Source organism: Rhodoplanes sp., assembly GCF_013377085.1.
Lineage (GTDB): Bacteria > Pseudomonadota > Alphaproteobacteria > Rhizobiales > Xanthobacteraceae > Rhodoplanes.
This window is the reverse complement of sequence record NZ_JACAAX010000051.1, coordinates 23,314-46,833: the sequence shown is the minus strand read 5'-3', so window position 1 is coordinate 46,833 and position 23,520 is coordinate 23,314. Positions and strand designations below refer to the sequence as shown.

The following is a 23,520-nucleotide window of genomic DNA, read 5'->3' as shown; positions in this document are numbered from 1 at the left end:
CGCCGCCTCGCCAGGCCCTGTCGATAAAGGACGAATTTCGAGTCAGGCTCTGAGACGAAATCCGGCTGACCGGTTAACCGTCATTCCGGGGCGAACCGACGGTGCGAACCCTGAATCCAGCGACGGATGCTGAGGACATGGTTGGATTCCGGGGTCGGCGCGGAGCGTGTCTTCGGGCCGGCCGAAGGCCGGACCCGGGGACGCCGTCCCGGAATGACCACCGAAGGGATCGACCGGATCCGGCCTGAGACGACACGCGCAGCCCGTCGCGCCGACATCGGGCGCGGCGCGGCCTCGGCGCGTCAACAGTCGGAGCGTGAAGGTGGTCGGTTGCGGGGCGAGCGAGCGTCGCCGCTCGCGAATCAGATCGCGCGGGCCATGGTCTGGCCGGTCGCCGTCGTTGTGAGCATATTGGTCTGCTGCTGCAGCAGGCGCTGGAACAGCTCCTGGGTGCTCGCATTGGCCGACACGGTCTGGGTCGTGGGCAGGGTCTGGCGCTTGAGCGCCGCATCCAGCTCGTTGCCGCCGATCTCGCCGTCCTCGTCGCTGTCGAGCGAATCGAACAGCGAGTTGGTCTGGGTTGTGCTGCCGAGGCTCGACGCCACCTTGTCGAACTCGGTCTTGCTGATGCGGCCGTTGCCGTCACGGTCGAGCCGGGCGAAGAGCTGCGACGAGAGATTGCCGGCGCTGCCGTTCTTGGCCTGCAGGGCGAGCAGCGCCCGCATGGTGTCAGGCGACACCGTGGAGCTCGTGCCCTGCGCCGAGCTGGTCGACGCGGCGGTGCTGCTGCTCGTGTCGGAGACCCCGAACGCCGTAGTGGCGGTGGTCGACGACGTCGAGCCGGGGGACACGAGATCCCGCAGCGATTTCAGAGCATCGAGGGCCGACAGGGCCGAACCGGCAAGGAGCATCATGGCGTGGCTCGTCTGGTAGACCGTATCCGACAAGACCAGGAGCAAGAGCCGTGCCGAAGATATTTCTCTTTTAATTCAGCAGATCAGACACGCCTGCGGCCGGCAGAAGCTGCCCGCCCTGCGGGTCCGGGGCATAAACTGCCGGGTCGATCCGGCGCGCCCGCCCTGCGCCGGCGAGCCCCTCCCCCGCACGCGCGGCGCTTGAGCGCCGGGGCGATCTGCGGCACACCCGCTCATCGCTTCAGAACCCGCGTGAGCCCATGTCCCGGTCGCCTCTCCTCCCGTTGAAGATTTCCCCGTCCATCCTGTCGGCCGACTTCGCCCGTCTCGGCGAGGAGGTGCACGCCATCGACACCGCCGGCGCCGACTGGATCCATGTCGACGTCATGGACGGCCATTTCGTGCCCAACATCACGATCGGACCCGACATCGTGAAGGCGTTGCGGCCGCACACCAAAAAGCCCTTCGACGTGCATCTGATGATCGCGCCCTGCGACCCCTATCTCGAGGCGTTCGCCAAGGCCGGCGCCGACGTCATCACGGTGCATGTCGAGGCGGGCCCGCACGTGCACCGCTCGCTCCAGGAGATCCGCCGGCTCGGCAAGAAGGCCGGTGTGACGCTCAATCCCGGCACCTCGGAGACCGCCATCGAGCACCTGATCGACGACGTCGACCTGATCCTGGTGATGTCGGTCAATCCGGGCTTCGCCGGCCAGGCCTTCATCCCGGGCGCGCTGGAGAAGATCCATCGGTTGCGGGCGATGGCCGGCGACCGGCGAATCGACATCGAGGTGGACGGCGGCGTCACCCCCGAGAACGCCGGCCGGATCGCGGCGGCGGGCGCCAATGTGCTGGTCGCCGGCTCGGCCGTGTTCAAGGGCCGGACACCCGCGGCCTATGCGCAGAACATCGCGGCGATCCGGGCCGCCGCCGCGGCGGCGCGCGGCGAGATGGCGTGACCGAAGGCGCCCGCAAACGACTCAGCTCGGCTCGCCGGTGACGCGGGCGGCGAGCGCCACGGCCTGCATGCGGTTGTCGAGGCCGAGCCGGCGCAGCACCGCCGCCACATGCAGCTTCGCGGTGTTGGCCGAGATGCCGAGCGCCGCGGCGATCTCGCCGTTGCTGCGCCCCTCGCCGAGCAGCCGGAACACCTGGCGCTGGCGCTTCGGGAACTGATCGACGATCGACACCGGCTCCGACCCGGCCTCGGCGCACCGCTCCGCGGTCGCGTCCGCTGCGGTGCCCGCTCCCGCGGCCGCCACCGGCCCCGCGACGGCGCCCGGGCCTGCCGCCGATCGACCCTGGCCCATCGAGCGCGCGATGGTGTCCTCGATGGTGTGAACGATGGCGTCGAGCGTCGGGGCCGGAACAGCCTCGGGCGCGTGCAGGGCCCGCAAGCCCTCGCGGGCGATGTCGAAGGGCAACAGCCCCGACAGGTTCACGTGCAGGAGCGTGACGCCGCGCGGCCTGGTGTCGTCGAGCGGGACCGCGACCAGCAGCATCCAGCGCGTGTCGCGCGCGGACCTGCAGGCATAGACGCAGGTGAACAGGTCGCAATGGCCCTCGATCAGCGCCTCGAGCTGGCGCGCCCGCTCGGGCGGGCAGAGCGACAGGTAATTGAGGCCGCGCCCGCCATCCGGCAACGTCGCCCCGTTGGCGGGGCTGGGGTCCCGCCAGGTGGCGTTGGTCTCGACGATGGTGCCGTCCGGATCGAGCACGGTGACGTTGACGGCGAGCGCGCGCAACGTCTCGAACCGTGCCAGGGCTATCTGCATTGCGGGTCCCCCGCGGGACTGCAACCGGGTTGGTTCAGCCCGACCGTAAGGTGAGATTGACAACTGCGCTTGTCAATCGGAACGATCGGTTGATTGGCGCCGTGGCCATGCGGCGGGCGCGTGAGCGTCCGCGGCTATTCGGCGGCGGCCGACTCGACGCGGACGGTCGAAAGCCGGGCGCCGAGCGCGACGGCCTGCATGCGGTTGCCGAGGCCGAGACGCCGCAGCACGGCGGAGACGTGCAGCTTGGCGGTGTTCATCGAGATGCCGAGCGCGCCGGCGATCTGGGCATTGCTCATGCCTTCGCCGAGCAGCGTGAGCACCTCGCGCTGGCGTTTGGGCAGGCCTGCGGTGACGGGCGGCGACGGCGTTGCGGCGCAGCGCAGTGGCGCGCTCGCGGCCGGCACCGGCCCGGACGGGGAATGCGGCATGGTGCGGGCGATCGCGTGCTCCACCGCATGGACGATGGCGTCGAGCGTATTGGCCGGCAGCACCTCGGGAAAATGCGTCGCCCGCAGCACGTCGCGGCCGGGATCGAAGGGCAGCAGCGCCGAGACCTCGAGATGCATCACGGCGATGCGCCGCGGCCGCCCGGGCGACAGCGGCAGACCGACCATCAGCATCCAGCGGGTCAGGTCGGCGGCGTGACAAGGATAAACCGCCGTGAAGATGTCGCAGCGGCCGCCGATCACGGCGCCGAGGCCGACGGCCTGCTCGGACGTGCAATGGGCCAGGTAGTCGGCACCGACGCCGGCGCCCGGCAGACCGGGCGCGCCCTCGGCCGCGAAATTGCGCCAGCCGGCATTGACCTCGCGAATGAGGCCGCCCGGATCGAGCACCGCCACCTGGAGCGGCACCGACACCACGGACTCCAGCGGCAAGGCGAGCATGGTCATGGGTCGACACCAGATGCGCGGCGGAGCGGATGAGCCGGCGGCCCGCCCGTGACATCGATGCTTGTAATGTGTAGTTGACAGTTCATGGTGTCAACCGTGTGAACACCTACACGCCGAGTCTAGTCCCAGCGGCTCCGGCCGGCGACGGCACGATGGCCGTGACCACCGCCACCTCGCCACTTTCGGGAGCAGATGGATGGGCTCCTGCCGATTCCACCGAAGCGAAGGGGCGCTCTGTTGGGCGCCGCGGTCATTGTCGAGCGTCGGGGCGTTCAGTTCAGCCGGTCGGACCAGGCTGCGGCGTCGCGGCCGCCCGCATCTATGCGGGCCCCGAGCGCACGTCGCGGCGGCGGGCGACCAGGTCGCGCAGCGCCTTCGCTTGTTCGGCCTCGCAGACGTCGAAGTCGTTGGCGCCGACGCAGGCGTCCGGCGTCAGCGGCCGGTGGCCGCGGCGAACGCCCGCCACGCCCTGTTCAACTCGCTGATCGTCCCGTCGGGTTCAAGAACTGCGACGTTCACCGGCAGCGAGGACAAGGTTTCGAGCAGTTTGGCGACATGATGCATGATCGTCGCCTCGCGGCGAACAGCCGAAGGACCGGTCACGACGGGCTCGGGTCGGAGAGAGCCCGAAATCCGCGTGAGCGGTCCACCGGCAGCTTGCCGCTCCGTCGGAAGTCCGCGTCACCCCAGCCGGCACGGGATCGCCCGGCACGGTCGCGGCGGCGCGGCGACGAAACGACTCCTCGAGGAGGATCGGCGATCCGGGATCGGCCGTTGTCGGCCTATCCCGGTACGCTCGCCTAGATCACTTCTTCTCGATCTTCTCGGCCGCGGCCTTCTGATCGATGAAGTTGTAGCGCGGATTGTTGAGCACGAAGGAGTGCACGGCGATCGCGACGAGCAGCGCCGCGATCCAGATCACCGGCAGCCAAGTCGACGGGTTGATCACCAGCCAGATCTTGTAGTCGTCTTGCGGGTTGGCCATGTTGATGTCTCCCGATCAGAACCACGGCTTCCACGCCCACACGAGAACGTGGGCGAGAACCGCGATGACGACGAATGCGCTGAAGGTGGTCTTGAACTGCGCGTGGAACTCGACCGCTTCCTGCTCGGTCAAGCCGGACAAGCTCCGGGTTGGTTCAGCCATCTAATTACCCTCCACAGGGTTGCCTCGGGACGCCGCTCGGCGCCCGTACGGCGGGGTTTGTCGCGGCAGGATCGCCGCGACCTCCACTCCCCCGGGCGCGCCAGGGGAGACAACGGTTACGGTGCAGGCCGGCGATCGGACACAAAAGCTTTCGCCACGGCTCGGCCGGGCTCCTGGAGCGTATTCGTTCGTCTCTGGCCCGAGGAACTGCTGCAGCAGTCGTTCAAACGACCCGAAGCAGCGTCAATGTCGCCCTCGGAGACACTCCGGAAGTCAATCAGCGTGACGAATTATTGCTTGATCCATCCTCGTCGGCGGCGCTACACCGTATTGATGTAATGCTAACTTGACGCACCCAAGTGTCAACGTTCATGAATACATAGCGCGGCCGTGTTACGATCGTCGTGCCGGGGGATTACGGAGATGACCGCGGCGGTCGGCCTCGCGACCTGGGGAAACGGCTGCAGGCGCCTCGCGAAAACCTTGCAGCAGCGGCGATTTCGGCGCGCCCGCGGCGCCCCCGGCGGCGACCGGGCCGGCGATCCGGCATGGCCCGAGGCGAGCCGATCTGCTAGAGGCCCGTCGTCCCACAGCGAGCGAGCACGTCGATGATTCCGCGTTACACCCGTCCCGAGATGGCGTCGATCTGGGACCCGCAGACCCGCTACAAAATCTGGTTCGAGATCGAGGCGCACGCCGCCGACGCCCAGGCCGAGCTCGGCATCGTGCCGCCCGAGGCGGCGAAGACGATCTGGGCGAAGGGCCGGGACGCCGTGTTCGATGTCGCCCGCATCGACGAGATCGAGCGCGTCACCAGGCACGACGTCATCGCCTTCCTGACGCATCTCGCCGAGATCGTCGGGCCGGAGGCGCGCTTCGTCCACCAGGGCATGACCTCCTCGGACGTGCTCGACACCACGTTCGGCGTTCAGCTCGCCCGGGCCGCCGACCTGCTGATTGCCGATGTCGACGCGCTCCTCGCCGCGATCGAGCGCCGCGCCTTCGAGCACAAGCTGACCCCGACGATCGGCCGCTCGCACGGCATTCATGCCGAGCCGACCACTTTTGGGCTCAAGCTCGCGGTGGCTTACGCTGAGTTCTCCCGTGCCCGCGAAAGACTGGTCGCGGCGCGAAAGGAGGTCGCGACCTGTGCCATCTCGGGGGCGGTCGGCACCTTCGCCCAGGTCGATCCGCGGGTGGAGGAGCACGTCGCGCAGAAGATGGGCCTCACGGTCGAGCCGGTGTCGACCCAGGTGATTCCGCGCGACCGCCACGCCATGTTCTTCGCGACGCTGGGCGTGGTAGCGTCGTCGGTCGAGCGGCTGGCAACAGAAATCCGCCACCTGCAGCGCACCGAGGTGCTGGAGGCCGAGGAGTTCTTCTCGGCCGGCCAGAAGGGCTCCTCGGCGATGCCGCACAAGCGCAACCCGGTGCTCTCCGAAAATCTCACCGGCCTCGCCCGCATGGTGCGCGCCTATGTGACGCCGGCTTTGGAAAACGTCGCGCTGTGGCACGAGCGCGACATCTCGCACTCCTCGGCCGAGCGGATGATCGGCCCGGACGCCACCGTGACGCTCGATTTCGCGCTGGCCCGCCTCACCGGCCTCGTCGACAAGCTGCTGGTCTATCCCGACACCATGAAGCGCAATCTCGACCGGCTCGGCGGCCTGGTGCATTCGCAGCGCCTGCTGATCGCGCTCACGCAAAAGGGCGTCAGCCGCGAGGACTCCTATGCGTTCGTCCAGCGCAACGCCATGAAGGTGTGGGCCGGCGAAAGCTCCGACTTCATGGCGCTGCTGAAAGCCGACCCCGACGTGCGCCGCTACCTCTCCGACACCGAGATCGAGCAGCAGTTCGACCTCGGCTGGCACATGAAGCACGTCGACACGATTTTTAGGCGCGTGTTCGGGCGGAGCTGAGGATGGTGGCGCATTGACGCCATCGCTCGTATTCTCGGATCGATGGAACGCGTGTTCGATTGCGATCCGAAGAAGCGAAGCTGGTTGCTCGCCGAGCGGGGTTTCGACGTCCGCGACATGGCCGCAGTCTTTGCCGATCCGAAGTGCCTGGATTTCGTCGACCGTCGGCGCGACTACGGCGAGGAGCGGCGTGTGACCATCGGACAGGCGCTCGGCCGTGTCTTCACGGTCGTCTACACGATGCGCGGACCCGTGACCTGGATCATCACGGCGTGGCCGGCGAGCCGGAAGGAGCGGGAACATTATGCCGCGAGATAGCTCGGAGTTCACCCGATTGGCCGACGGCACCTTGCTGCTCCGCCAGGACGACGGGACATATCGGCCGGTTGCTTCGGAGACCGATCACGCCCGACTCGATCGCCTGAGCGAGGATATGATCGAGTCCATCGCGGCGTCCGACCCGGATCACCCGGGCCTCGACGAGGCCTTCTGGGCCACTGCAGACGATGCGTCCGGAACGGAAGCCGTATCGTTGGAGATCGACCGCGATGTACTCGCCTATTTCCGCGAACAGGGCCGCGCTGAGAGCCGTATCAACGCGGTTCTGAGGCATTACGTCGAGGCTCGCCGCAAAGCCGGCTGACAAGCCCCGGCCCGCCGCCGCCGACCCCCGACACGGTCCGCCGGCCCCCGGTGCTGGTGCTTGTGGTCAACGGCTCCGTGATCGTGGTCGCGCTCACGGCCCTCATCGGCGTGCTGCGTGATCGGCCGCGCCGTAGGCGCGGGCGTCGACATCAGAGCCGCAAGACGATGTTGCGCATACCGATGACGACGGCCACGACGGCCAGCGCGACGGCGATCCGCCAGTCCGTCGACGCCGCCCAGAGCAGGAGCAGGATGGTCCCGAAGATCGCGATGGTCGGCAGGATCTCGCGCGCGAACGCCTTGTACCAGGCGACCAGCATCGGTTTCGTCCGGAACCGGAAGAACCACGTCTTGATCGCCTCGCTCGCCCAGGCCGGCACCACGCCGCCCTCGTAACGGTTTGCCCAGACCTGGCCGGCACGGCATTCGATCCGCAGCTTGAGATTCATCCCGAGCGCCATGGTCCCGGCGACCGCGGCGGCACCGATCAGGAACAGGATGGGCTCCTGCTTGAACGCCCCGAACCATTTTGTCGCGACGAATCCCGGCAGCACGGTTGCGGCGATGTCGAGGACGGGCGTGATCAACGCGGTCAGGCGCCCGGAGATTCGCGGAAGCACCGCGGACACGCCGATGGACGAGGTCAGCCACGGCAAAGCCGCCAGGAACGCCGACGAGCCCAGCGTCAGGAAATAGACCACGCGGCGCCACCAGATCACGTTCCAAGCCGCCTCCATGCGCTCCGCCCGGAGCTTGGCAGCATCGTCGGTCTCGAAGCACTGTTGTGCGGCGGGAGCAGAGGCGCGGTCCTCCCATTTCACGATCGTGCCGTCGCGCAGGACGACGTCGTATTCCGCCGGGATGCCCGGCGGCGCGTAGGCGACGTGATGACCCTTCACCCGCCTGAACACGCTTTCGTGGATCTTCGGGCGCGCGATCTCGACCTCGGCGAACTCGTCGTGACAAAGCGCCGAGATATTGCGCGGCGCATAGCGGTAGTAGCCGGCCAGCCCGGCCCGGGAATCGATCAGGTCGTCGTAGATATCCACCTGCCGCCTGATCTCGTCGACGTGGATCTGATGGAGCTTCAGGGTCTTCAGCTCCGGCGCCGTCAGCATCCATTCGAGCGACACGAGGGCGAGACCGTCCTTGGCGTAGCCGCCTCCGACATTGGCGTGCACGCCCGGAAACCACACCTGCTTCAGTCGATCAGCGGGAATGTCGGGATCCGTCCCTTCGGCGATCTCGTCCCACAGGACCGGATGGAAGGTCCGACGCTCGTCGTCGACGGACAGCGCGTGATAGGCAGCCTTCACGTGGCGCGTGAGCCGGCGGTCGGCGAAGCTGACCGGGTAGATCCACAGATCGATGCCGTACATCAGCTCGTCGATCGGCAGCCCGTAGGCATCCACCGTGTCCCACAGGCCGACGAACTCGAAATCCGGCACCAAGCCCTCCTGGTCGGCCTTCGAGGTGGTGAGGGTCGTCCGTTTCTCCATCCGCTCGTCCTTGCCGCGGCCGAGCGTGTAGCGCAGCTTCCGACGCTCGAACCGCTTGCGGTAGTCCGCCCAGCGGCGAAGAACCTCCTTCTGGAACTTGTCTTCGGGCAGAGATCTGTCGACCAGTCCCTTGTGGCGGACCATGCCGACCAGCATCCGGATCGTGAACGATCCGCGGCTGAATCCGAAGGCATAGACCCGGTCGCCCGGCACGTAGTTTCGCGACAGGAACGTGAAGAGGTCGCGGACATTGCGCGCGAGCCCCAGACCGAACGCCTGACCCGCGACGGCGAGCGGACGGAACGAGCCGGTGCCGACGCCGTCGTCGTAGATCGCGATCTGATCGTCCGCGGTGAGATCGAGCGCGCGATAAAGGCGCCAGATGTTGGTCTTCTGCACGGAGGATGCGCTGTTGCCGGTGCCATCGGACAACAGGACGATGTTCTTCGCCATGCTCGGCCCCCACCCGCGAGAGATCGGCCGAATGATGCGGGTGACGACTTCGTGACACAAGCATGACGCGCACTTTGCACCTTCACGCTTGTGCGATCCGACATCGGCAATCACCGCGTCGGCGTCCGTGCGGCCACCTGGTGGTCGGGCGCGACGCAGCCCCGCCCTGCCGGGCCGGACGCTGTCGGGCCGCCCGAAAATACGCTACAACCATGAACACGCGAGGGATTCCCGATACCGCCATGCAGCCCGGCCCCGCCATCCTGGTGTTCGACTCCGGCCTCGGCGGCCTCACCGTGCTGCGCGAGGTGGTCGCGGCGCGGCCGGACGCCGGCTACGTCTATGCCGCCGACGACGCCTTCTTCCCGTATGGACGGCATGGCGAGGCGGCCCTGACGGCCCGCCTGGTGCCGCTGATGGGCGAGCTGATCGCGGCCCACCGGCCCGACCTCGTCGTCATCGCCTGCAACACCGCCTCGACGCTGGTGCTGCCGCATCTGCGCGCTACCTATACGGTGCCGTTCGTCGGCACGGTGCCGGCGATCAAGCCGGCCTGCGCCTCGTCGAAGAGCAAGCTGGTTTCGGTGCTCGGCACCGAGGCGACGGTCAAGCGCGAATACACCCGCGCGCTGATCCGCGATTTCGGCCAGGGCTGCGCCGTCACGCTGGTCGGCTCGGCGCATCTGGCCGGCATCGCCGAGGATGCGCTGCGCGACCAGCCGGTGGACCCGGCGGCGATCGCCCGCGAGATCGCCCCCTGCTTCGTCACCGACGGCGACCGTCGCACCGACACGGTCGCACTCGCCTGCACCCACTACCCGCTGCTGCGCGAACAGCTCGAGGCGGCGAGCCCGTGGCCGGTGGCCTGGATCGATCCCGCCCCGGCGATCGCCCGACGGGTGGTCGACCTGCTCGACCATGCCGGGGTCCCGGCCGGCGACGACGGGGGCGAGCCGCGACGGGGCGCGAGGCGAAGCGACCGCATCGTGTTCACCTCCGGACGCGCCCCGGCGCCGGCCCTCGTCGCCGTGCTGGCACGATTCGGCTTGCGATTGCCGGAGGCGAAGCGCCGGCCCGCCGGGTCCGGACGGACCGACGCCGTGGCCCACGGCGCGACCGACGGATTTTGATTCGGCGAGCCCCCCCCGACGCGTCGGCAAGTGACGGCCCCGCGGGCGCGGGCGGCCCGCGTCCGGCGCCCTGCCCGGTTTGACATTTCCGCCGGTTCCCCTAAAACCCCACCCGTCACGCGGGCCTCACGGCCAGCGCGGCGTTTCGCGACCCGTGGCAGCCTCCCGCGCAGGGCGGCGGCCTGTCGGGTCCGGCCTTCTTCGGCCGGATCAAAGGAGGGCGCGAGCCTCATGGTCCCACTTGCGGCGAAGCCGCCGGGCGGGACGACCACCAACAAGGCGGGCGCAACCCCGCCACGAGGACGCGATGACCAAGCGCAACGAAGCGAAGTACAAGATCGACCGCCGGATGGGCCAGAACATCTGGGGTCGTCCGAAGAGCCCGGTGAACCGCCGCGAGTACGGCCCCGGCCAGCACGGACAGCGCCGCAAGGGCAAGCTCTCCGACTACGGCGTGCAGCTCCGCGCCAAGCAGAAGCTGAAGGGCTACTACGGCAACATTTCCGAGAAGCAGTTCCACGGCCTCTACGACGAGGCGATCCGGATGAAGGGCGATTCGGGTGCCAACCTGATCGGCCTCCTGGAGCGCCGGCTCGACGCCGTCGTCTACCGCGCCAAGTTCGTCGCCACCCCGTTCGCCGCCCGCCAGTTCATCAATCACGGGCACATCAAGGTGAACGGCCGGCGCGTCAACATCCCGAGCTATCGCTGCAAGGTCGGCGACGTGATCGAGGTGAAGGACAAGTCGAAGCAGCTCGCCATCGTGCTCGAGGCCGTCCAGCTCCCGGAGCGCGACGTGCCCGACTACATCGATGCCGACCACGGCAAGATGACGGCCAAGCTCGCCCGCATCCCGCATCTCGGCGACGTGCCCTATGCCGTCCAGATGGAGCCGAACCTGGTCGTCGAGTACTACTCGCGCTGATTTCCTCTTTCGCGCGTCGACGCACAAACAAACGAAAGCCGGTCGCCCCAGGGCGGCCGGCTTTTTCGTTTTCTGCACATGTCCATCAGCAACGGCGACCGGCTCGGCCTGCGTTCACGGCGACGGCACGTAGACCGTGGTGCCACCCTCCACCATGGCCCGGTAGAGGGTCGGCCCGTAGCGGAAGTACTGCGCCCCCTCCATCACCACCGAGACGCTGCCGTCGGGCAGCGTGCGCACGGCGCCGGCCGGCATCGGCGCGGCAGGGCCGCCGGCGGAGGCGGCGACGGCCCCCGAGGAGATGGTCCCGAACGACGGCGGCGGCGCCACTGGTGCGGCGACCGGCCCGCCACGCAGGCTGGGCGCCACCACGACGCCGGTCGCTCCGGCGCCCGGGGCCACCACGGTCGGCGCCACCACATTGGTGGTCGGCGCGATGACGTCGCGGCGCCCGAACGCCGCCTCGGGCCGCTCCGGACCGGGAGGACCGGGCGGCGGCGGCCCGGGCGGGCCGTCGGGACGACGGCCCGCCGCAGGATTCGGATTAGCGGCCGGTCGTTCGGCCTCGCGGGGCGCAGGCGCCCGCTCGACCTCGCGGCCGCGGTCCCCGCGTGCCCCGGGCGGATCGAAGGCGAGCGCCGGCAGGCCGAACGGAACCGCCGCGACCGCGGCAGCCATGGCGATGCGTAGACCCATCATGATGCACCTCTCGGTTCTGACGGCACTCCTCCCGGGCGGACGCCCCCGGGCGACACGAGACGTCGGTCGGCGTCGCCGCCTCAGCGGCGGCGCCAGAGGGCGTCGAGGCTGATCGGCCCACCACCGGCACAGGCGAAATAGAGGAAGATGAAGCAGAACAGCACGGCCGCCTCGCCGCCGTTGCCCTGTGGGAAGAAGCCCCGCGGCGCATGTCCGATGAAATACGCGAAGGCCAGCTCGCCCGAGAGAATGAAAGCCGTCGTGCGGGTGTAGAAACCGATCAGCAGCAGGAGCCCGAACACGATCTCGATCGCCCCGGCGATCCAGTACAGCGAGAGCAGCTCCACGGTGCGGCCCGCGACCGGCCATGCGAAGAACTTCGTGAGGGGATGCTGCAGCAGCAGCAAGGCCGTCATGATCCGCACGAGGCTGAGGACCATGGGGGAAAAACGCTCGGCGAACCGTTCGATATTCACGTCACTCGTTCTCCTGTTGCGAAGCCCCGATCTAGCCCGAATGGTCGCGGGATGCCCCTCACAAAAACCTGATCGGGGTTTTTCGCGCCCGTGAGGCGGGCACGCGGCACCCCGCCGCCGGGATCACCGTCACCCGGCCGGCTTTGGCGGCGCCCGAAAGCCCGCTACAAGCCCCTCACGACCGTTTCCGCTGGAGGCACCGATGCGACCGCTCCTCTCGTCGTGGCAATCGTCCTGGCAGTTCTGGGCGCTGCTGGCCGCCGTGTTCGCCGCCCTGACGGCGATCTTCGCCAAGATCGGCGTCGAGGCGGTCAATTCCGACTTCGCCACCTTCGTACGCACCGGGGTGATTCTCGGTGTGCTCGCCGCCATCCTGTATGCCACCGGACAGTGGCAGGCGCCCGGCACGGTGCCGGGGCGCACCTGGCTGTTCCTGGCGCTGTCCGGGCTGGCCACCGGCGGCTCGTGGCTGTGCTATTTCCGCGCCCTCAAGCTCGGCGACGCCGCCCGCGTCGCCCCGATCGACAAGCTCAGCGTCGTGCTGGTGGCGGTGTTCGGCGCAGCCTTTCTGGGCGAGCGGCTGTCGGCCGCGAATTGGCTCGGCGTCGCGCTGATCGCCGGCGGTGCCGTGCTGGTCGCCTACAGGGGCTGACCCGGAGCCGCGCCGAAATCGCGGCGCAGCACGAAGAAGAACGGCGCCGGCAGGCCGCGCAGATCCATCAGGCCGAGGCGCGTGTCGGCATCGACGGTGCGGAAGACGTCGCAGATCGGCTGGTCGTCGTAGATCATCGCTGCGCCCAGCCGACCGCGACACTCGACGAGACGCAGCCGGGCCTTCGGGCGGCGCGTCGTCAGCAGCGGCAGCAGGAGCCGGAAGGCGCGCTGTGCCAGCCCCGAGCGGGCGAGTCGCGGCCGGCGCACCAGGAGGCCGACCGGCAGGAGACCCGGATCGAGCGCCACCGCCGAACCGTCACGTCGTCTGAACAACAGTGGATAAACCGTTTCAGGGTCTGAAAATTCCTTGCCGTACCAGCCGAGCGATTCGAGCAGACCGTCGAACGGGTGCCCGGTCGGCAGCCCGCGGCCGCGCCAGCGCCCGATCATCTCGGGAATGGTGGCGCCGGGCAGCGCGTCGAAGAGCGCGAACGCCTCGGCGGTGGTGGTGCCCGCCTCCAGGTGGGCGAGCCGCGCCGCGGACTCGTCGGCGATGGCCGTCATCGACCGGAGGGTCGGGCCGTCACGGTCCGCCGGCCTTGCCGGCCTCGGGAGGCGGAGCCTCGGGCGCAGACCCGCCGGCGGCGCGAGCCGCCCGCCGCTCGGCCCGCTCGGCCGCCTTGTCCTCGCGCCAGCGCTTGAGCTCGAACAGCGCGAACCACACCCAGTTGAGCGGCCACCACAACACCGGCCCCTTGGTGTCGTGCCACAGAAATCCGCGCCCCTTGAAATAGTACATGCGAACGCCTCCCGAGAGAGGCGCGACCGTAGCCCGAACCGAGCGTCGGTGAAATCCGGGAAGCGCCGGGTGGCCGGCCGGGCCGGCGCAGCCCGCCCCTAGAACTTCACCAGAATATCCTCGTGGCGAACGATGAACTGGCAGGCCAGCCGCCAGGGCGGCGGCAGGTCGCGCTCCTCGGCATCGTGGATCTGCTGGGCCGTGATCTTGCCGGCCAGCTTGAGGGCGATCTTCTCCTTCTCGGTGAGGCTGATGCCGAGCGGGGTCTTGCCGGTCAGCACCGACACCTCGCAGGCGCAGGAGCCGCACTCGCCGTTCTCGCACTCGAAGTGGATCGGGACCTTGTGCTCCTTGGCGACCGACAGGAGCGTGCGGGTATCGCCTGCGACCGCGTAGACGGTCACGTCCTTGGGGATGGCGGGCGAGGTGAAGGTGACGTCAGCCATTGGTCCTCTCGCGCAGAGTTGAAGGTTACGATGGGCCAGCTCTCGCAATGGCCGTGCCACGCGAAAATGGCCGGCGGACCCTCGATTTGCCGCGGTTTTCTCACGATCGACCGCCCGCCCGTGTGGCGTTCCGGACAAAGCCGCCCCGGCGTGGCAGCTTGCCGACACGCCGCCTGCGGCGCCACACCAGGGAACCGGAGCCCCATGCGCGCGTTGAGCACGGCAGACCGGCCGCGCCCGAAGGCGCACAGCGGAGGACGCTTGATGAGTATCGTGTGGATCATCGTGATCGGGTTCGTGGCCGGCATCCTGGCCCGCCTGCTCGCGCCCGGCCCCAACAAGCCGTCAGGTTTCATCCTCACCACCCTGCTCGGGATCGCCGGCGCGTTCATGGCCACCTGGATCGGTCAGACGATCGGCTGGTACCGCATCGACCAGGGGGCCGGCTTCATCGGCGCCACTGTCGGGGCCGTGCTGGTGCTGTTCATCTGGAACCGGCTGGTGGCGGCGCGGCGGATCCCGGACCCGAGCACCGAACGCCGCTGGCTGTAGCGGCCGGCCAGCATAGTCCCCCAGACCAGGCTGCCTAAAACTTGCGCACTAGGCGATGCCTCCCGCAGGGCGTGTTATTTACCCTCCGTTAACCATACCGGCGCCATCCATGGGGCTCCGAGGGACAGGAGGTTGCAATGGCACAGACACTCCAGGAGCTCATACGCGAGCGCGCCTATCACATCTGGAATGCGAACGGGCAGGTCGACGGCCGTGACGATCAGTACTGGCTGCAGGCGGAGCGCGAGGTGCTGGCCGAGCTCGCCGCCAAAGCCGTGACCGACATTGCCGTGACCACCGACATTGCCGTGACCGAAGCGGCCGTCGCCGCCCCGGTTGAAACGGCTCCGGTCGACGCACCGGCTGCAGCGGCCAAGACATCGACCCCGGCCGGCAAGGCCACCGCCAAGACCAAGGCGCCCAAGAAGAAGGCCTCGCGCCTCGTCGCCAAGGCCAAGGCCGCCGCCGCCAAGCGGGCCGCCAAGCCAGCCGCACCGATCGCGGCTGCACCCGTCGCCGCTCCGGCCGCGACCACCGTGGTGGCGTTCTCCGGCAACAAGCCGGGCACTGCTGCCGACCAGAAGACGACCGCCACCGCCAAGCCGCGGCTTCGCGCGGCGCGCTGACAACGGCCGCGTCCAGCGCGGCCCACCAGGCATGCCGGCGAACCCGCCGGCATCCGCAATCGAACCGAAGAGATCGGACCGAAGAGATCGAACGAAGGGCGAGCGCGAGACCCGGGATCTCGCGCTTTTACTTCGGCGACGCTCTCCGCCGCGCCCCGTTGCTGCCGGATCCATCCCGGCGCTCTCTCGCCGGCAGCGGCCGGCGGCTTGACAGGCCGCGGCGGCGCCCGTCTGCTCCCGTCACCCGGCGCCAAGACCGGGCAACCCGAGGAGCCCCCCGCATGCATCCCGACACGACGTCCTCACGCGCTCCGCTGCGCCGCGATCCGCGCTGGCGGCTCGGCCTCGTCGCCGCCGTCGCCACCCTGCTCGGGGTGTCCGGCGCGTCCGCCCAGACCCCCGCCGTGACGGCGACGACCAGCCCGATCGCCGGCGTCGACGCCACGCTGGTCAACGACATCGTCATCGGCAGCCGCATCCTCGCCGAGTTCGGCGTGCTCGACGGCTTCGGCCATGTCAGCGCGCGCCATCCGACCAACCCGAACCGCTTTCTGATGGCGCGCTCGCTCGCCCCCGCCCTGGTGACGGCCGACGACATCATGGAGTTCGACCTCGACGGCAACGCCATCGACGCGCGCGGCCGCGCCGTCTTCCTCGAGCGCTTCATCCATGGGGAAATCTATCGGGCGCGCCCCGACGTGATGAGCGTGGTGCACACCCATTCGCCCGGTGTCATCCCGTTCAGCGTCAGCAAGGTCCCGCTGCAGGCGATGTATCACAACCCCGCCTTCCTGGCGGCAGGCGTGCCGATCTTCGACATCCGTACGGAATTCGGCGCGACCGACATGCTGGTGCGCAACGCCGCGATCGGCAAGGCGCTGGCGAGGTCGCTCGGCGACAAGACCGTGGTCTTGATGCGCGGCCACGGCGACGTCACGGTGGGCCCGACCGTCAAGGCCGCGGTGTTCCGCGCCTACTACACCGACGTCAATGCGCGGCTGCAGGCGCAGGCGATCGCGCTCGGCGGCGAGCCGACCTACCTGACCGCGGAAGAAGGCGCCAAGGCGGACGCCACCAATCTGGTGGTGATCGACCGAATTTGGAATCTGTGGTCGATGAAGATCACGGGCGCGAGCAAATAATGCCAGGCCTCGTCGGCTTCGACCGTCATCGTCATTGCCGGGCTTGAGCCGGCCATCCATCGAGCTTCGAAAGAAGCTCTCGTTTAGGCGATGGATGCGCGGGTCGAGCCCGCGCATGACGAGTCGGAGTTTGTGAAGACCGGTATGAGCCACCCGGACAAGCCGTCGAACCCGCGACCGGCGGCCTGCCGCCGGTCCGCTTCGGCGAGAACCCCGGCGGTCAGGCGTCGCGGCGCGCCAGAAGCTGCTCGCGCATCTCGCCCGGGGTCCTCCCGAAGCGCTTCTTGAACTGCGCCGAGAACGCCGACGGGTTGGCGAAGCCGCTGGCGAAGGCGATCTCCTTCAAGCGGACCGCCGCCATGCCGGGATCGCCGAGCGCCTTCAGGCTGCTCTCGAGCCGGGCCGCCAGCACGTCGCCGCACACCGTGGTGCCGGCGGCGTGGAACAGCCCGTGCAGGCAGCGCACCGAGACGCCCATGCGGTGCGCCAGCAGCTTCGGGCCGAGGTCCGGCTCGTGCACCGAGGCGTCGATGATCTCCTTGCAGCGCCGCAGCATGGCGGCCTGCCGGGCGCTCAGGCCCGGCTGCGCCGGCTCGCGCTCCTCCAGCAGCACCGCGATGCTGGCCAGCGCGAGCTGGAGCGAGCCGTGCGAGACCGCACCGCGGCCGACCCGGGCCGCCTCGGCGAGACCGACCAGAAGATCGCGCGACACCTTGCCGACCAGGCCGCGGGTCGCCACCGCGCGGCAGACATGGTCGTGCGGGCGCCGCACGAAGGACCGCAGCAGCGAGGCCGGCGCCGTCAGGTTGATCACGTCGGCGGGATTGTCGTGGCGGATCACATAGGGCTCGGAGGCATCGAAGATGGTGGTCATGCCGGCCGACAGCACGCAGGTCCGCCCGCGTTGCTGGAACTCGACCTCGCCGCGGTTCACCAGGGCGATCACGAAGACCTCCTCGGTGTCGCCGGCGGCATGCCGGCGGGTGCGCACCCCGATCTCGTTGTCGCTCTCCACCTTGACGAGCCGGATCGGCCCGTCGCCGAGCGTCACGATCCGGCCGACGAAGCGGTCCGGCCGCTGGATCGACAGATCGGCCTCGCCGAAATGCCAGGCGATCGCATCCTGCCAGATGCGTTGCTTGCGTCCGGGCTGCGTCCCCAGATCGACCATGACCATGCCGGCCTCCCGCGATCTCGTCGATCTCTTGTTTTTTCCGATCCTAGGGCCGCCCCGGGGCGGCCGCAACACGCCCGGCGGCAGGGCTGCCGTGGCGCCGCCGCCGGGCGACCGGGCGGGCCACCGGCGCTGGTGCGAGCCCCGGCTTGTTCGGCCAGCGCACGATCTCTGTTCGGTGCGTGCAGGAACGGCCGGCGAGGTTTGACGCGTCCCGGTTTGCATGCAGAGGATTCCGGCGTTGCGGCGGGCCTGTCGACTCCGGCTCCGACCGCCTTGCCATCGTCACCGGCGCCGCCCGAGGACCCGAGGCGGCTTCGGTGCTCGCAGATGCGTCATGCGGCGCGGACGCCTGCGGGACGGCCGGGTTCGTCGAGGACCTGAAGCGCGACCGAGGCCAGAAGGATATCGCCATGACATCCACAGACGATCCGAAGCAGCAGCCCTGGAAGCCGCCCGTCACCAAAGCGGGCGACAAGGAGTATGTCTTCAATCTGGCTGACGCAGCTTCATTCGATGTCGGCAAAGGCTACACGTCGGCGACCGGCAAGGTCGTCGAAGGCGAGCGCATGATGTGCGGCCTGGTGCGCCTGAAGGCCGGCGAGGTGACCGAGTCGCACCGGCATCAGAACGAGCAGTGGACGTTCATCATCGAGGGCGTGATGCACGCCGAGGTCGACGGGCAGACCTTCCTGGCCGGCCCCGGCACCGTGATCTATCAGCCCTCCAACGTCGTGCATGGCGGCCGCGCCGGGCCGGATGCCGACGTCGTGTTCTTCACAGTGAAGGACACGTCGCACGGCCTGTACGGCACGCGCGTGGAGAAATAGCCGGGCCGACCGGAACGCTCGAGGACCCGTCGTCGCGACGCCTGTCGCGGCCCGCCGACGGGACGGTACAAATCACAGCGAAAACGCGCAGAGGGGACCGACCCATGAAGGTGCTCACCCGTCTTGCCTTGGGCTTCCTCGTCGCCGGATGGACGGTCGGCGTGCAGGCCCAGACCTACCCGCAAAAGCCGATCCGGCTGATCGTCCCGATCGCGGCCGGCAGCGTCACCGACGTCATTCTTCGCGCCGCCGCCAACGAGCTGCAGCCGCGTCTCGGACAGCCCCTGATCATCGAGAACAAGGGCGGCGCCGCGGGCATCCTCGGCGCCCAGTCCTGCGCCCAGTCGGCGCCGGACGGCTACACGATCTGCGCCGTCTATCACAACACGATGTCCTACAATCCGCTGCTGTTCACCAAGCTGCCCTACCGGCCCGACGCGATCGCGCCGATCGGCCGGCTGTTCTTCCTGGTCGAGGGCGTGTTCGTGTCGTCCGACCTGCAGGTCGCGACGATCGCCGAGCTCAAGGCCAAGGCCCAGGCGCGACCCGACGCGCTGAACTATGCGACGCTCGGCGAAGGCTCGCTGCCGGATCTGTTCCTGCGCTGGATGAACAACCAGTGGAGCACCAAGATCCAGGGCATCCCCTACAAGGGCGGCGGACCGGCCGCACAGGCCCTGATGGGCGGAGAGGCCCAGATCACGCGGTTCGGCGTCGGCAATTTCCTGGGCGCGCTCGACAGCGGCAAGGTCAAGGCGCTGGCCGTCAGCTCGCCGCAGCGCTCGCCGCTGCTGCCCGACGTGCCGACCGCGGCGGAAGCCGGCATCGGCGACTATCCGGGCATCGGCTGGTGGGGCCTGGGCGCTCCCAAGGGCACCCCGCCGGAGGCGATCGAGCGGATCAGCACCGAGTTCGTGAAGCTGTTCAACGAGCCGAAGTTCAAGGCGTTCCTCGACCAGCAGGCGGTCATGTCGGCCCCGACCAGTCCGGAGGCGTTCGTCACGTTCCTCGACGAGGACCGCAAGGCGGCCGAGCTCTTGATCCGGATCGCGAACACCAAGGCCGAGGAATACAAGGAAGGCCACTGAGCCATGTCTGATCCGTCGTCGGTGCACCGCAGCAGCGGCCAGGGCCGCCTCGCCGGTCGCGTCGCCATAGTCACCGGGGCCGCCTACGGCCCCAAGGCCGCGCTCGGCGCGGTGTTCGCCGAAGCCTTGTGCGCCGAAGGCGCGAGCGTGGTGGTGGCCGACATCGTCGACGCCGAGCCGGTCGCCGCGGCGTTGCGCGCGACCGGCGGACGAGCCCTCGCGGTTTCGGTCGACGTCACCGACGAGCGCTCCGTCGAGGCGATGGCGGCAGCGGCCGTCGAGGCGTTCGGACGGCTCGACATCCTGGTCAACAATGCCGTGGTCGGCTCGAACGTGCCGCCGGTGCCGCTCGCCGCGCTGGACGTCGACGCGTGGGACCGGGTGATGGCCGTCGGCCTGCGCGGCAGCTTCCTGTGCGCCAAGGCGGCGGCGCCCCGCATGGCCGCCAACGGCTGGGGCAAGATCGTCAATATCGGCTCCACCACCATGCAGGAAGGCCTGCCCAACCGGCTGCATTACGTCAGCATGAAGGGCGGCATCCTGGCGATGACCCGCGCGCTCGCCCGCGAGCTCGGCGCCCAGGGCATCCGGGTCAACACGCTGGCGACCGGCCTGGTGGCGAACCCCGCCGCCGGCGCGGCTTTCACGGCGAAGCCGGAGCTCGCCGCCGCCATCCGGACGGCCCGCGCCATCAAGGAGGACATCACCAGCGAAGACCTGAAGGGGCCGCTCGTCTTCCTGTGCTCGCCGGAAAGCGACGCGATCACCGGACAGTTCATCGTCGCCGACAAGGGCGCCTATTTCACGTGAGAGCCGGCCGGCGCCTTCGGCCCGGCCATCGGTCCATCGTCGAACGCTGCGTCGAGAGGGATACGACAATGACCATGCACAAAGTGTCACGGCGCGCCGCGCTGCTGATGTTGCCGCTGCTGTCGACCGCCCTTTGTGCGGCCGGCGCCTCCGCCCAGACGCCGAGTCCCGGCATCACCGACACCTCGGTGCTGATCGGGATCACGGCGCCGGTGTCCGGCCCGGCCGCCGCGCTCGGCGGCGTGTCGCGGGGCATCGAGCTGCGCGTCAACGCCATCAACGCCGCCGGCGGCGTCAAGATGGCGGACGGCAAGACCCGCAAGATCGAGCTGACCATTCTGGACGACGCCGTCGACCCGCAGCGCGCCCTCACCAACGCGCGCCGTCTGGTCGAGTCCAACAAGGTGTTCGCCCTGGTCGGAACCATGACGACGGCCAGCAACCAGGCGGTCGCGCCCTATGCGGACGAGCAGAAGGTGCCGAACCTGTTCCTCTACTCGGCGGTCGCCGAATGGGGCAGCGAGAAGACCCATCCGTGGTCGATGAGCCTCCTGATCTCGTTCCCGACCGAGGCGGCCGTGTTCGTCGAGTACCTGAAGCGCTTCAAGTCGAACGCCAAGGTGGCGGTGCTGTATCTCAACACCGACATGGGTCAGGGCTTCCTGGCCGGCCTGAAGACCGCGCTCGCCGGCACCGGCGTGACCATGGTCGGAAGCCAGGCGACCACCAGCAACGATCCGACCGTCGACACCCAGCTCAGCAATCTGCGCGCCACCGGGGCCGACACGCTGATGATCGCCACCGCGCCGCGCCAGGGCGCACAGGCGGTGCGCTACGCCGCCGAGAGCGGCTGGAAGCCGACCATCCTGATGTCCCACGCCTCCTCGTCGGTGGCGAACCTCAAGCCGGCCGGGCTCGACAACGCCAAGGGAGTCATCACGGCGCAGTTCCTCAAGCCCTTCGACCAGAGCAAGGTCGCCTCCGATCCGGGCCTGAAGGACTATTCGGACACCTACGACACGTTCAAGCCGCGCTTCGACAAGATCGACACGCTCGGGCAGCAGGGTTATCTGATCGGCGACGCGCTGATCCATCTGCTCTCCACCATCAAGGAGCCGACGCGCGAAAGCCTGATGCGCGCGGCGCGCAATCTCGACGGCCTCTCGCTCGGCCTGCTGATGCCCGGCATCAAGGTGACGACCAAGTCGGGCGTCGACGGCTATCCGATCGAGTCGCTGCAGCTCTTCCAGTTCGACGGGGCCGAGTACCAGCCGATCGGCGAGGTGATCTCGTACGAAGGCAAGACCCCGCTCCCGGACTGAGACCGGAGCTGACGACCAGAACTGACGACCTGAACAAGATCGACACGGCCCGGGCTCGCAAATTCGCAGCCCGGGCCGTCACGCCGCAGAGCAACAGCGACGGCCCATGGCAGACGCTCCGCACCGCGAGCCGCTCCTCTCGATCCGCGACCTCGGCGTCCGCTTCGACGGGGTCGCGGCGCTTACCGGGGTGAGCTTCGACGTCTATCCGGGCGAGATCTGCGGCCTGATCGGCCCGAACGGCGCCGGCAAGACGACGCTGTTCAACGCCATCACCCGGCTGGTGCCGCCCGCCTCGGGCACCATCGCGCTCGCCGGCACGCGCATCGATCTCGTGCCGTGCCGGCGCGTCATCGGGCTCGGCATCGCCCGCACGTTCCAGAATGTCGGCGTCTATGCCGGCATGACGGTGCTGGAGAACGTGCTGCTCGGCGCCCATCACCGCACCCGCCAGTACGGCGCGGTGGCGCTGCTCGATCCGCGCGCCGGCCGACGCGACGAGGCGATGCTGACCGCCGCCTGCGATCCGATCCTCGCCACGTTGGGCCTCGCCGAGGTGCGCGACGTCGAGGCCGGCTCCCTGCCCTATCCGCTGCTCAAGCGGCTGGAGATCGCCCGCGCGCTCGCGGCCGGACCGCGCGTCTTGTTGCTCGACGAGCCGGCCGCCGGCCTCACTCATGGCGAGGTCACCCAGCTCGGCGCACTGATCCGCGCGATCCGCGAGAGCTTCGGCGTCGCCGTGCTGCTGGTCGAGCACCATATCGAGCTGGTGATGGGCCTGTGCTCGCGCATCGTCGTGCTGCATCTCGGCCAGAAGCTGGCCGAAGGCACGCCGGCCGAGGTGCGCGCCGATCCGGCCGTCGTCGCCGCCTATCTGGGAGCGGCCGCATGACGCTCCTCACGGTGTCGGGCCTGCACGCCGGCTACGGCCGCATCGAGGTGGTCCACGGCATCGATCTCGCCGTCGACGAGGGCAGCGTGGTGGCGCTGCTCGGCACCAACGGGGCAGGCAAGACGACCACCATGCGGGCGATCGCGGGCCAGATTCCGGCCCGCGGCTCGATCCTGCTCGACGGCACCGAGATCGCCGGACGCAGCGCCGCCGAGCGGGTGCGGCTGGGCATCGCCCACATCCCGCAGGGGCGCGGCACCTTCTCGGACTTCTCGGTCGAGGAGAACCTGCGGCTCGGGGCCTACACGGTCGGCTCGCGCCGGCGCGTCGCCGAGGACATGGACCACTGGTTCACGGTGTTCCCGATCCTGCGCGAGCGGCGCCGGCAGTCCGCCGGCAGCCTGAGCGGCGGCGAGCAGCAGATGCTGGCGATCGCCCGCGCCCTGATGAGCCGGCCGCGCCTGCTCTTGTGCGACGAGCCTTCCCTCGGCCTCGCCCCGACGATCGTGCGCGACGTCTTCAAGGTGCTGGCCGACCTCAATGCGTCGCGCGGTCTCGCCATCCTGGTGGTGGAGCAGAACGCCGACCTCTCGCTCGCCGTGGCCCGGCACGCCTATGTGATGACCACCGGCACCATCACGATGTCGGGCCCGAGCGACACGCTGCGTCAGGACTTCTCGGTCCGGCACGCCTATCTGGGAGTCTGA

The 23,520-nt window shown here is 69.1% G+C and carries 28 protein-coding genes and 1 pseudogene; 16 read left to right on the top strand and 13 right to left on the bottom strand.

Translation table 11 applies throughout. The features are described 5' to 3' along the window. Window positions 1-362: 362 nt before the first annotated feature. Window positions 363-914: an EF-hand domain-containing protein gene (locus tag HXX10_RS25785; protein WP_296526176.1), complete on the bottom strand. Its 552-nt coding sequence runs from the start codon at window positions 912-914 to the stop codon at window positions 363-365. Window positions 915-1,174: 260 nt separating this feature from the next. On the opposite strand from HXX10_RS25785, the gene rpe reads away from it, so the two are divergent. Beyond that, complete coding sequence (rpe, locus tag HXX10_RS25780) at window positions 1,175-1,873, top strand: ribulose-phosphate 3-epimerase (RefSeq protein WP_296526175.1); 699 nt, start codon at window positions 1,175-1,177, stop codon at window positions 1,871-1,873. A 21-nt stretch (window positions 1,874-1,894) separates the two neighbouring features. Here the strand turns inward: rpe and HXX10_RS25775 are convergent, their stop codons facing one another. The 5 genes and pseudogenes from HXX10_RS25775 to pufB form a co-directional block, all read right to left on the bottom strand. Next, window positions 1,895-2,689, bottom strand: coding sequence for a PAS and helix-turn-helix domain-containing protein (locus HXX10_RS25775; protein ID WP_296526174.1), 795 nt, complete (start codon window positions 2,687-2,689; stop codon window positions 1,895-1,897). Window positions 2,690-2,823: 134 nt separating this feature from the next. Next, a complete protein-coding gene (locus tag HXX10_RS25770) occupies window positions 2,824-3,585 on the bottom strand; it encodes a helix-turn-helix transcriptional regulator (protein ID WP_296526173.1) in 762 nt (253 codons plus the stop codon). Between the two features lie 432 nt (window positions 3,586-4,017). Further along, complete coding sequence (locus tag HXX10_RS25765; protein ID WP_296526172.1) at window positions 4,018-4,188, bottom strand: hypothetical protein; 171 nt, start codon at window positions 4,186-4,188, stop codon at window positions 4,018-4,020. A gap of 202 nt (window positions 4,189-4,390) precedes the next feature. Next, window positions 4,391-4,570 carry a light-harvesting antenna LH1, alpha subunit gene (gene pufA, locus HXX10_RS25760; RefSeq protein WP_296526171.1) on the bottom strand — a complete coding sequence of 60 codons (180 nt, stop codon included), beginning with the start codon at window positions 4,568-4,570 and terminating at the stop codon, window positions 4,391-4,393. A gap of 21 nt (window positions 4,571-4,591) precedes the next feature. Continuing rightward, window positions 4,592-4,732 (bottom strand): annotated as a pseudogene (gene pufB / locus HXX10_RS25755) (light-harvesting antenna LH1, beta subunit); the annotation flags it as partial. Between the two features lie 608 nt (window positions 4,733-5,340). Here pufB and purB point away from each other — a divergent pair. From purB to HXX10_RS25740, 3 genes are read left to right on the top strand one after another with little or no spacing between them, the layout of a single operon-like run. Then, entirely contained in the window at window positions 5,341-6,651 is a 1,311-nt protein-coding gene (purB, locus tag HXX10_RS25750; RefSeq protein ID WP_296526169.1) for an adenylosuccinate lyase, read from the top strand. A 42-nt stretch (window positions 6,652-6,693) separates the two neighbouring features. Beyond that, window positions 6,694-6,969 (top strand): BrnT family toxin, encoded by a 276-nt coding sequence (locus tag HXX10_RS25745; protein WP_296526168.1) that lies wholly within the window; start codon window positions 6,694-6,696, stop codon window positions 6,967-6,969. Between the two features lie 16 nt (window positions 6,970-6,985). Beyond that, window positions 6,986-7,294, top strand: a complete 309-nt coding sequence (locus HXX10_RS25740; RefSeq protein WP_296526167.1) for a BrnA antitoxin family protein — start codon at window positions 6,986-6,988, stop codon at window positions 7,292-7,294. A gap of 151 nt (window positions 7,295-7,445) precedes the next feature. Here HXX10_RS25740 and HXX10_RS25735 read toward each other — a convergent pair whose 3' ends face one another. Beyond that, window positions 7,446-9,248, bottom strand: a complete 1,803-nt coding sequence (locus HXX10_RS25735; protein ID WP_296526166.1) for a DUF2235 domain-containing protein — start codon at window positions 9,246-9,248, stop codon at window positions 7,446-7,448. A gap of 242 nt (window positions 9,249-9,490) precedes the next feature. On the opposite strand from HXX10_RS25735, the gene murI reads away from it, so the two are divergent. Beyond that, entirely contained in the window at window positions 9,491-10,378 is an 888-nt protein-coding gene (murI, locus tag HXX10_RS25730) for a glutamate racemase (protein WP_296526165.1), read from the top strand. Between the two features lie 307 nt (window positions 10,379-10,685). Further along, window positions 10,686-11,303, top strand: coding sequence for a 30S ribosomal protein S4 (gene rpsD / locus HXX10_RS25725; protein ID WP_296526163.1), 618 nt, complete (start codon window positions 10,686-10,688; stop codon window positions 11,301-11,303). Window positions 11,304-11,417: 114 nt separating this feature from the next. Here rpsD and HXX10_RS25720 read toward each other — a convergent pair whose 3' ends face one another. Both HXX10_RS25720 and HXX10_RS25715 read right to left on the bottom strand, forming a co-directional pair. Further along, window positions 11,418-12,002 carry a hypothetical protein gene (locus tag HXX10_RS25720; RefSeq protein WP_296526162.1) on the bottom strand — a complete coding sequence of 195 codons (585 nt, stop codon included), beginning with the start codon at window positions 12,000-12,002 and terminating at the stop codon, window positions 11,418-11,420. Window positions 12,003-12,082: 80 nt separating this feature from the next. Continuing rightward, window positions 12,083-12,478, bottom strand: coding sequence for a DoxX family protein (locus tag HXX10_RS25715; RefSeq protein ID WP_296526161.1), 396 nt, complete (start codon window positions 12,476-12,478; stop codon window positions 12,083-12,085). Window positions 12,479-12,680: 202 nt separating this feature from the next. Here HXX10_RS25715 and HXX10_RS25710 point away from each other — a divergent pair, with 202 nt between their 5' ends. Then, window positions 12,681-13,130: an EamA family transporter gene (locus tag HXX10_RS25710; RefSeq protein ID WP_296526160.1), complete on the top strand. Its 450-nt coding sequence runs from the start codon at window positions 12,681-12,683 to the stop codon at window positions 13,128-13,130. Here HXX10_RS25710 and HXX10_RS25705 read toward each other — a convergent pair. The 3 genes from HXX10_RS25705 to HXX10_RS25695 all read right to left on the bottom strand — a co-directional run bounded on the left by HXX10_RS25705 (window position 13,118) and on the right by HXX10_RS25695 (window position 14,377). Continuing rightward, window positions 13,118-13,696: a DUF4334 domain-containing protein gene (locus HXX10_RS25705; RefSeq protein ID WP_296526159.1), complete on the bottom strand. Its 579-nt coding sequence runs from the start codon at window positions 13,694-13,696 to the stop codon at window positions 13,118-13,120. The two genes, HXX10_RS25710 and HXX10_RS25705, sit on opposite strands and share 13 nt — an antisense overlap. A gap of 19 nt (window positions 13,697-13,715) precedes the next feature. Continuing rightward, a complete protein-coding gene (locus HXX10_RS25700; protein WP_296526158.1) occupies window positions 13,716-13,931 on the bottom strand; it encodes a hypothetical protein in 216 nt (71 codons plus the stop codon). A gap of 98 nt (window positions 13,932-14,029) precedes the next feature. Further along, window positions 14,030-14,377: a 2Fe-2S iron-sulfur cluster-binding protein gene (locus tag HXX10_RS25695; protein ID WP_296526157.1), complete on the bottom strand. Its 348-nt coding sequence runs from the start codon at window positions 14,375-14,377 to the stop codon at window positions 14,030-14,032. A 264-nt stretch (window positions 14,378-14,641) separates the two neighbouring features. Between HXX10_RS25695 and HXX10_RS25690 the strand changes: the two genes are divergently transcribed. From HXX10_RS25690 to HXX10_RS25680, 3 genes are all read left to right on the top strand, one after another. Further along, window positions 14,642-14,929 carry a GlsB/YeaQ/YmgE family stress response membrane protein gene (locus HXX10_RS25690; protein ID WP_296526156.1) on the top strand — a complete coding sequence of 96 codons (288 nt, stop codon included), beginning with the start codon at window positions 14,642-14,644 and terminating at the stop codon, window positions 14,927-14,929. Between the two features lie 137 nt (window positions 14,930-15,066). Beyond that, on the top strand, window positions 15,067-15,555 hold the full coding sequence (locus HXX10_RS25685; RefSeq protein ID WP_296526154.1) for a DUF2934 domain-containing protein: 489 nt from the start codon (window positions 15,067-15,069) through the stop codon (window positions 15,553-15,555). Window positions 15,556-15,836: 281 nt separating this feature from the next. Continuing rightward, complete coding sequence (locus HXX10_RS25680) at window positions 15,837-16,697, top strand: class II aldolase/adducin family protein (protein ID WP_296526153.1); 861 nt, start codon at window positions 15,837-15,839, stop codon at window positions 16,695-16,697. Between the two features lie 220 nt (window positions 16,698-16,917). Here HXX10_RS25680 and HXX10_RS25675 read toward each other — a convergent pair whose 3' ends face one another. Then, window positions 16,918-17,874, bottom strand: coding sequence for a helix-turn-helix domain-containing protein (locus HXX10_RS25675; protein WP_296526152.1), 957 nt, complete (start codon window positions 17,872-17,874; stop codon window positions 16,918-16,920). Between the two features lie 146 nt (window positions 17,875-18,020). Between HXX10_RS25675 and HXX10_RS25670 the strand changes: the two genes are divergently transcribed. The 6 genes from HXX10_RS25670 to HXX10_RS25645 all read left to right on the top strand — a co-directional run bounded on the left by HXX10_RS25670 (window position 18,021) and on the right by HXX10_RS25645 (window position 23,520). Beyond that, the gene (locus tag HXX10_RS25670; protein WP_296526151.1) at window positions 18,021-18,701 is read left to right on the top strand and encodes a cupin domain-containing protein; all 681 of its coding nucleotides are present in this window, start codon (window positions 18,021-18,023) and stop codon (window positions 18,699-18,701) included. 104 nt (window positions 18,702-18,805) lie between these two features. After that, entirely contained in the window at window positions 18,806-19,789 is a 984-nt protein-coding gene (locus HXX10_RS25665) for a tripartite tricarboxylate transporter substrate binding protein (RefSeq protein ID WP_296526150.1), read from the top strand. Window positions 19,790-19,792: 3 nt separating this feature from the next. Continuing rightward, a complete protein-coding gene (locus HXX10_RS25660) occupies window positions 19,793-20,599 on the top strand; it encodes an SDR family oxidoreductase (protein ID WP_296526149.1) in 807 nt (268 codons plus the stop codon). 68 nt (window positions 20,600-20,667) lie between these two features. Then, window positions 20,668-21,921: an ABC transporter substrate-binding protein gene (locus HXX10_RS25655; RefSeq protein ID WP_296526148.1), complete on the top strand. Its 1,254-nt coding sequence runs from the start codon at window positions 20,668-20,670 to the stop codon at window positions 21,919-21,921. Window positions 21,922-22,027: 106 nt separating this feature from the next. Next, complete coding sequence (locus tag HXX10_RS25650; protein WP_296526147.1) at window positions 22,028-22,813, top strand: ABC transporter ATP-binding protein; 786 nt, start codon at window positions 22,028-22,030, stop codon at window positions 22,811-22,813. Further along, complete coding sequence (locus tag HXX10_RS25645) at window positions 22,810-23,520, top strand: ABC transporter ATP-binding protein (protein ID WP_296526146.1); 711 nt, start codon at window positions 22,810-22,812, stop codon at window positions 23,518-23,520. The genes HXX10_RS25650 and HXX10_RS25645 overlap by 4 nt, the downstream gene beginning before the upstream one ends.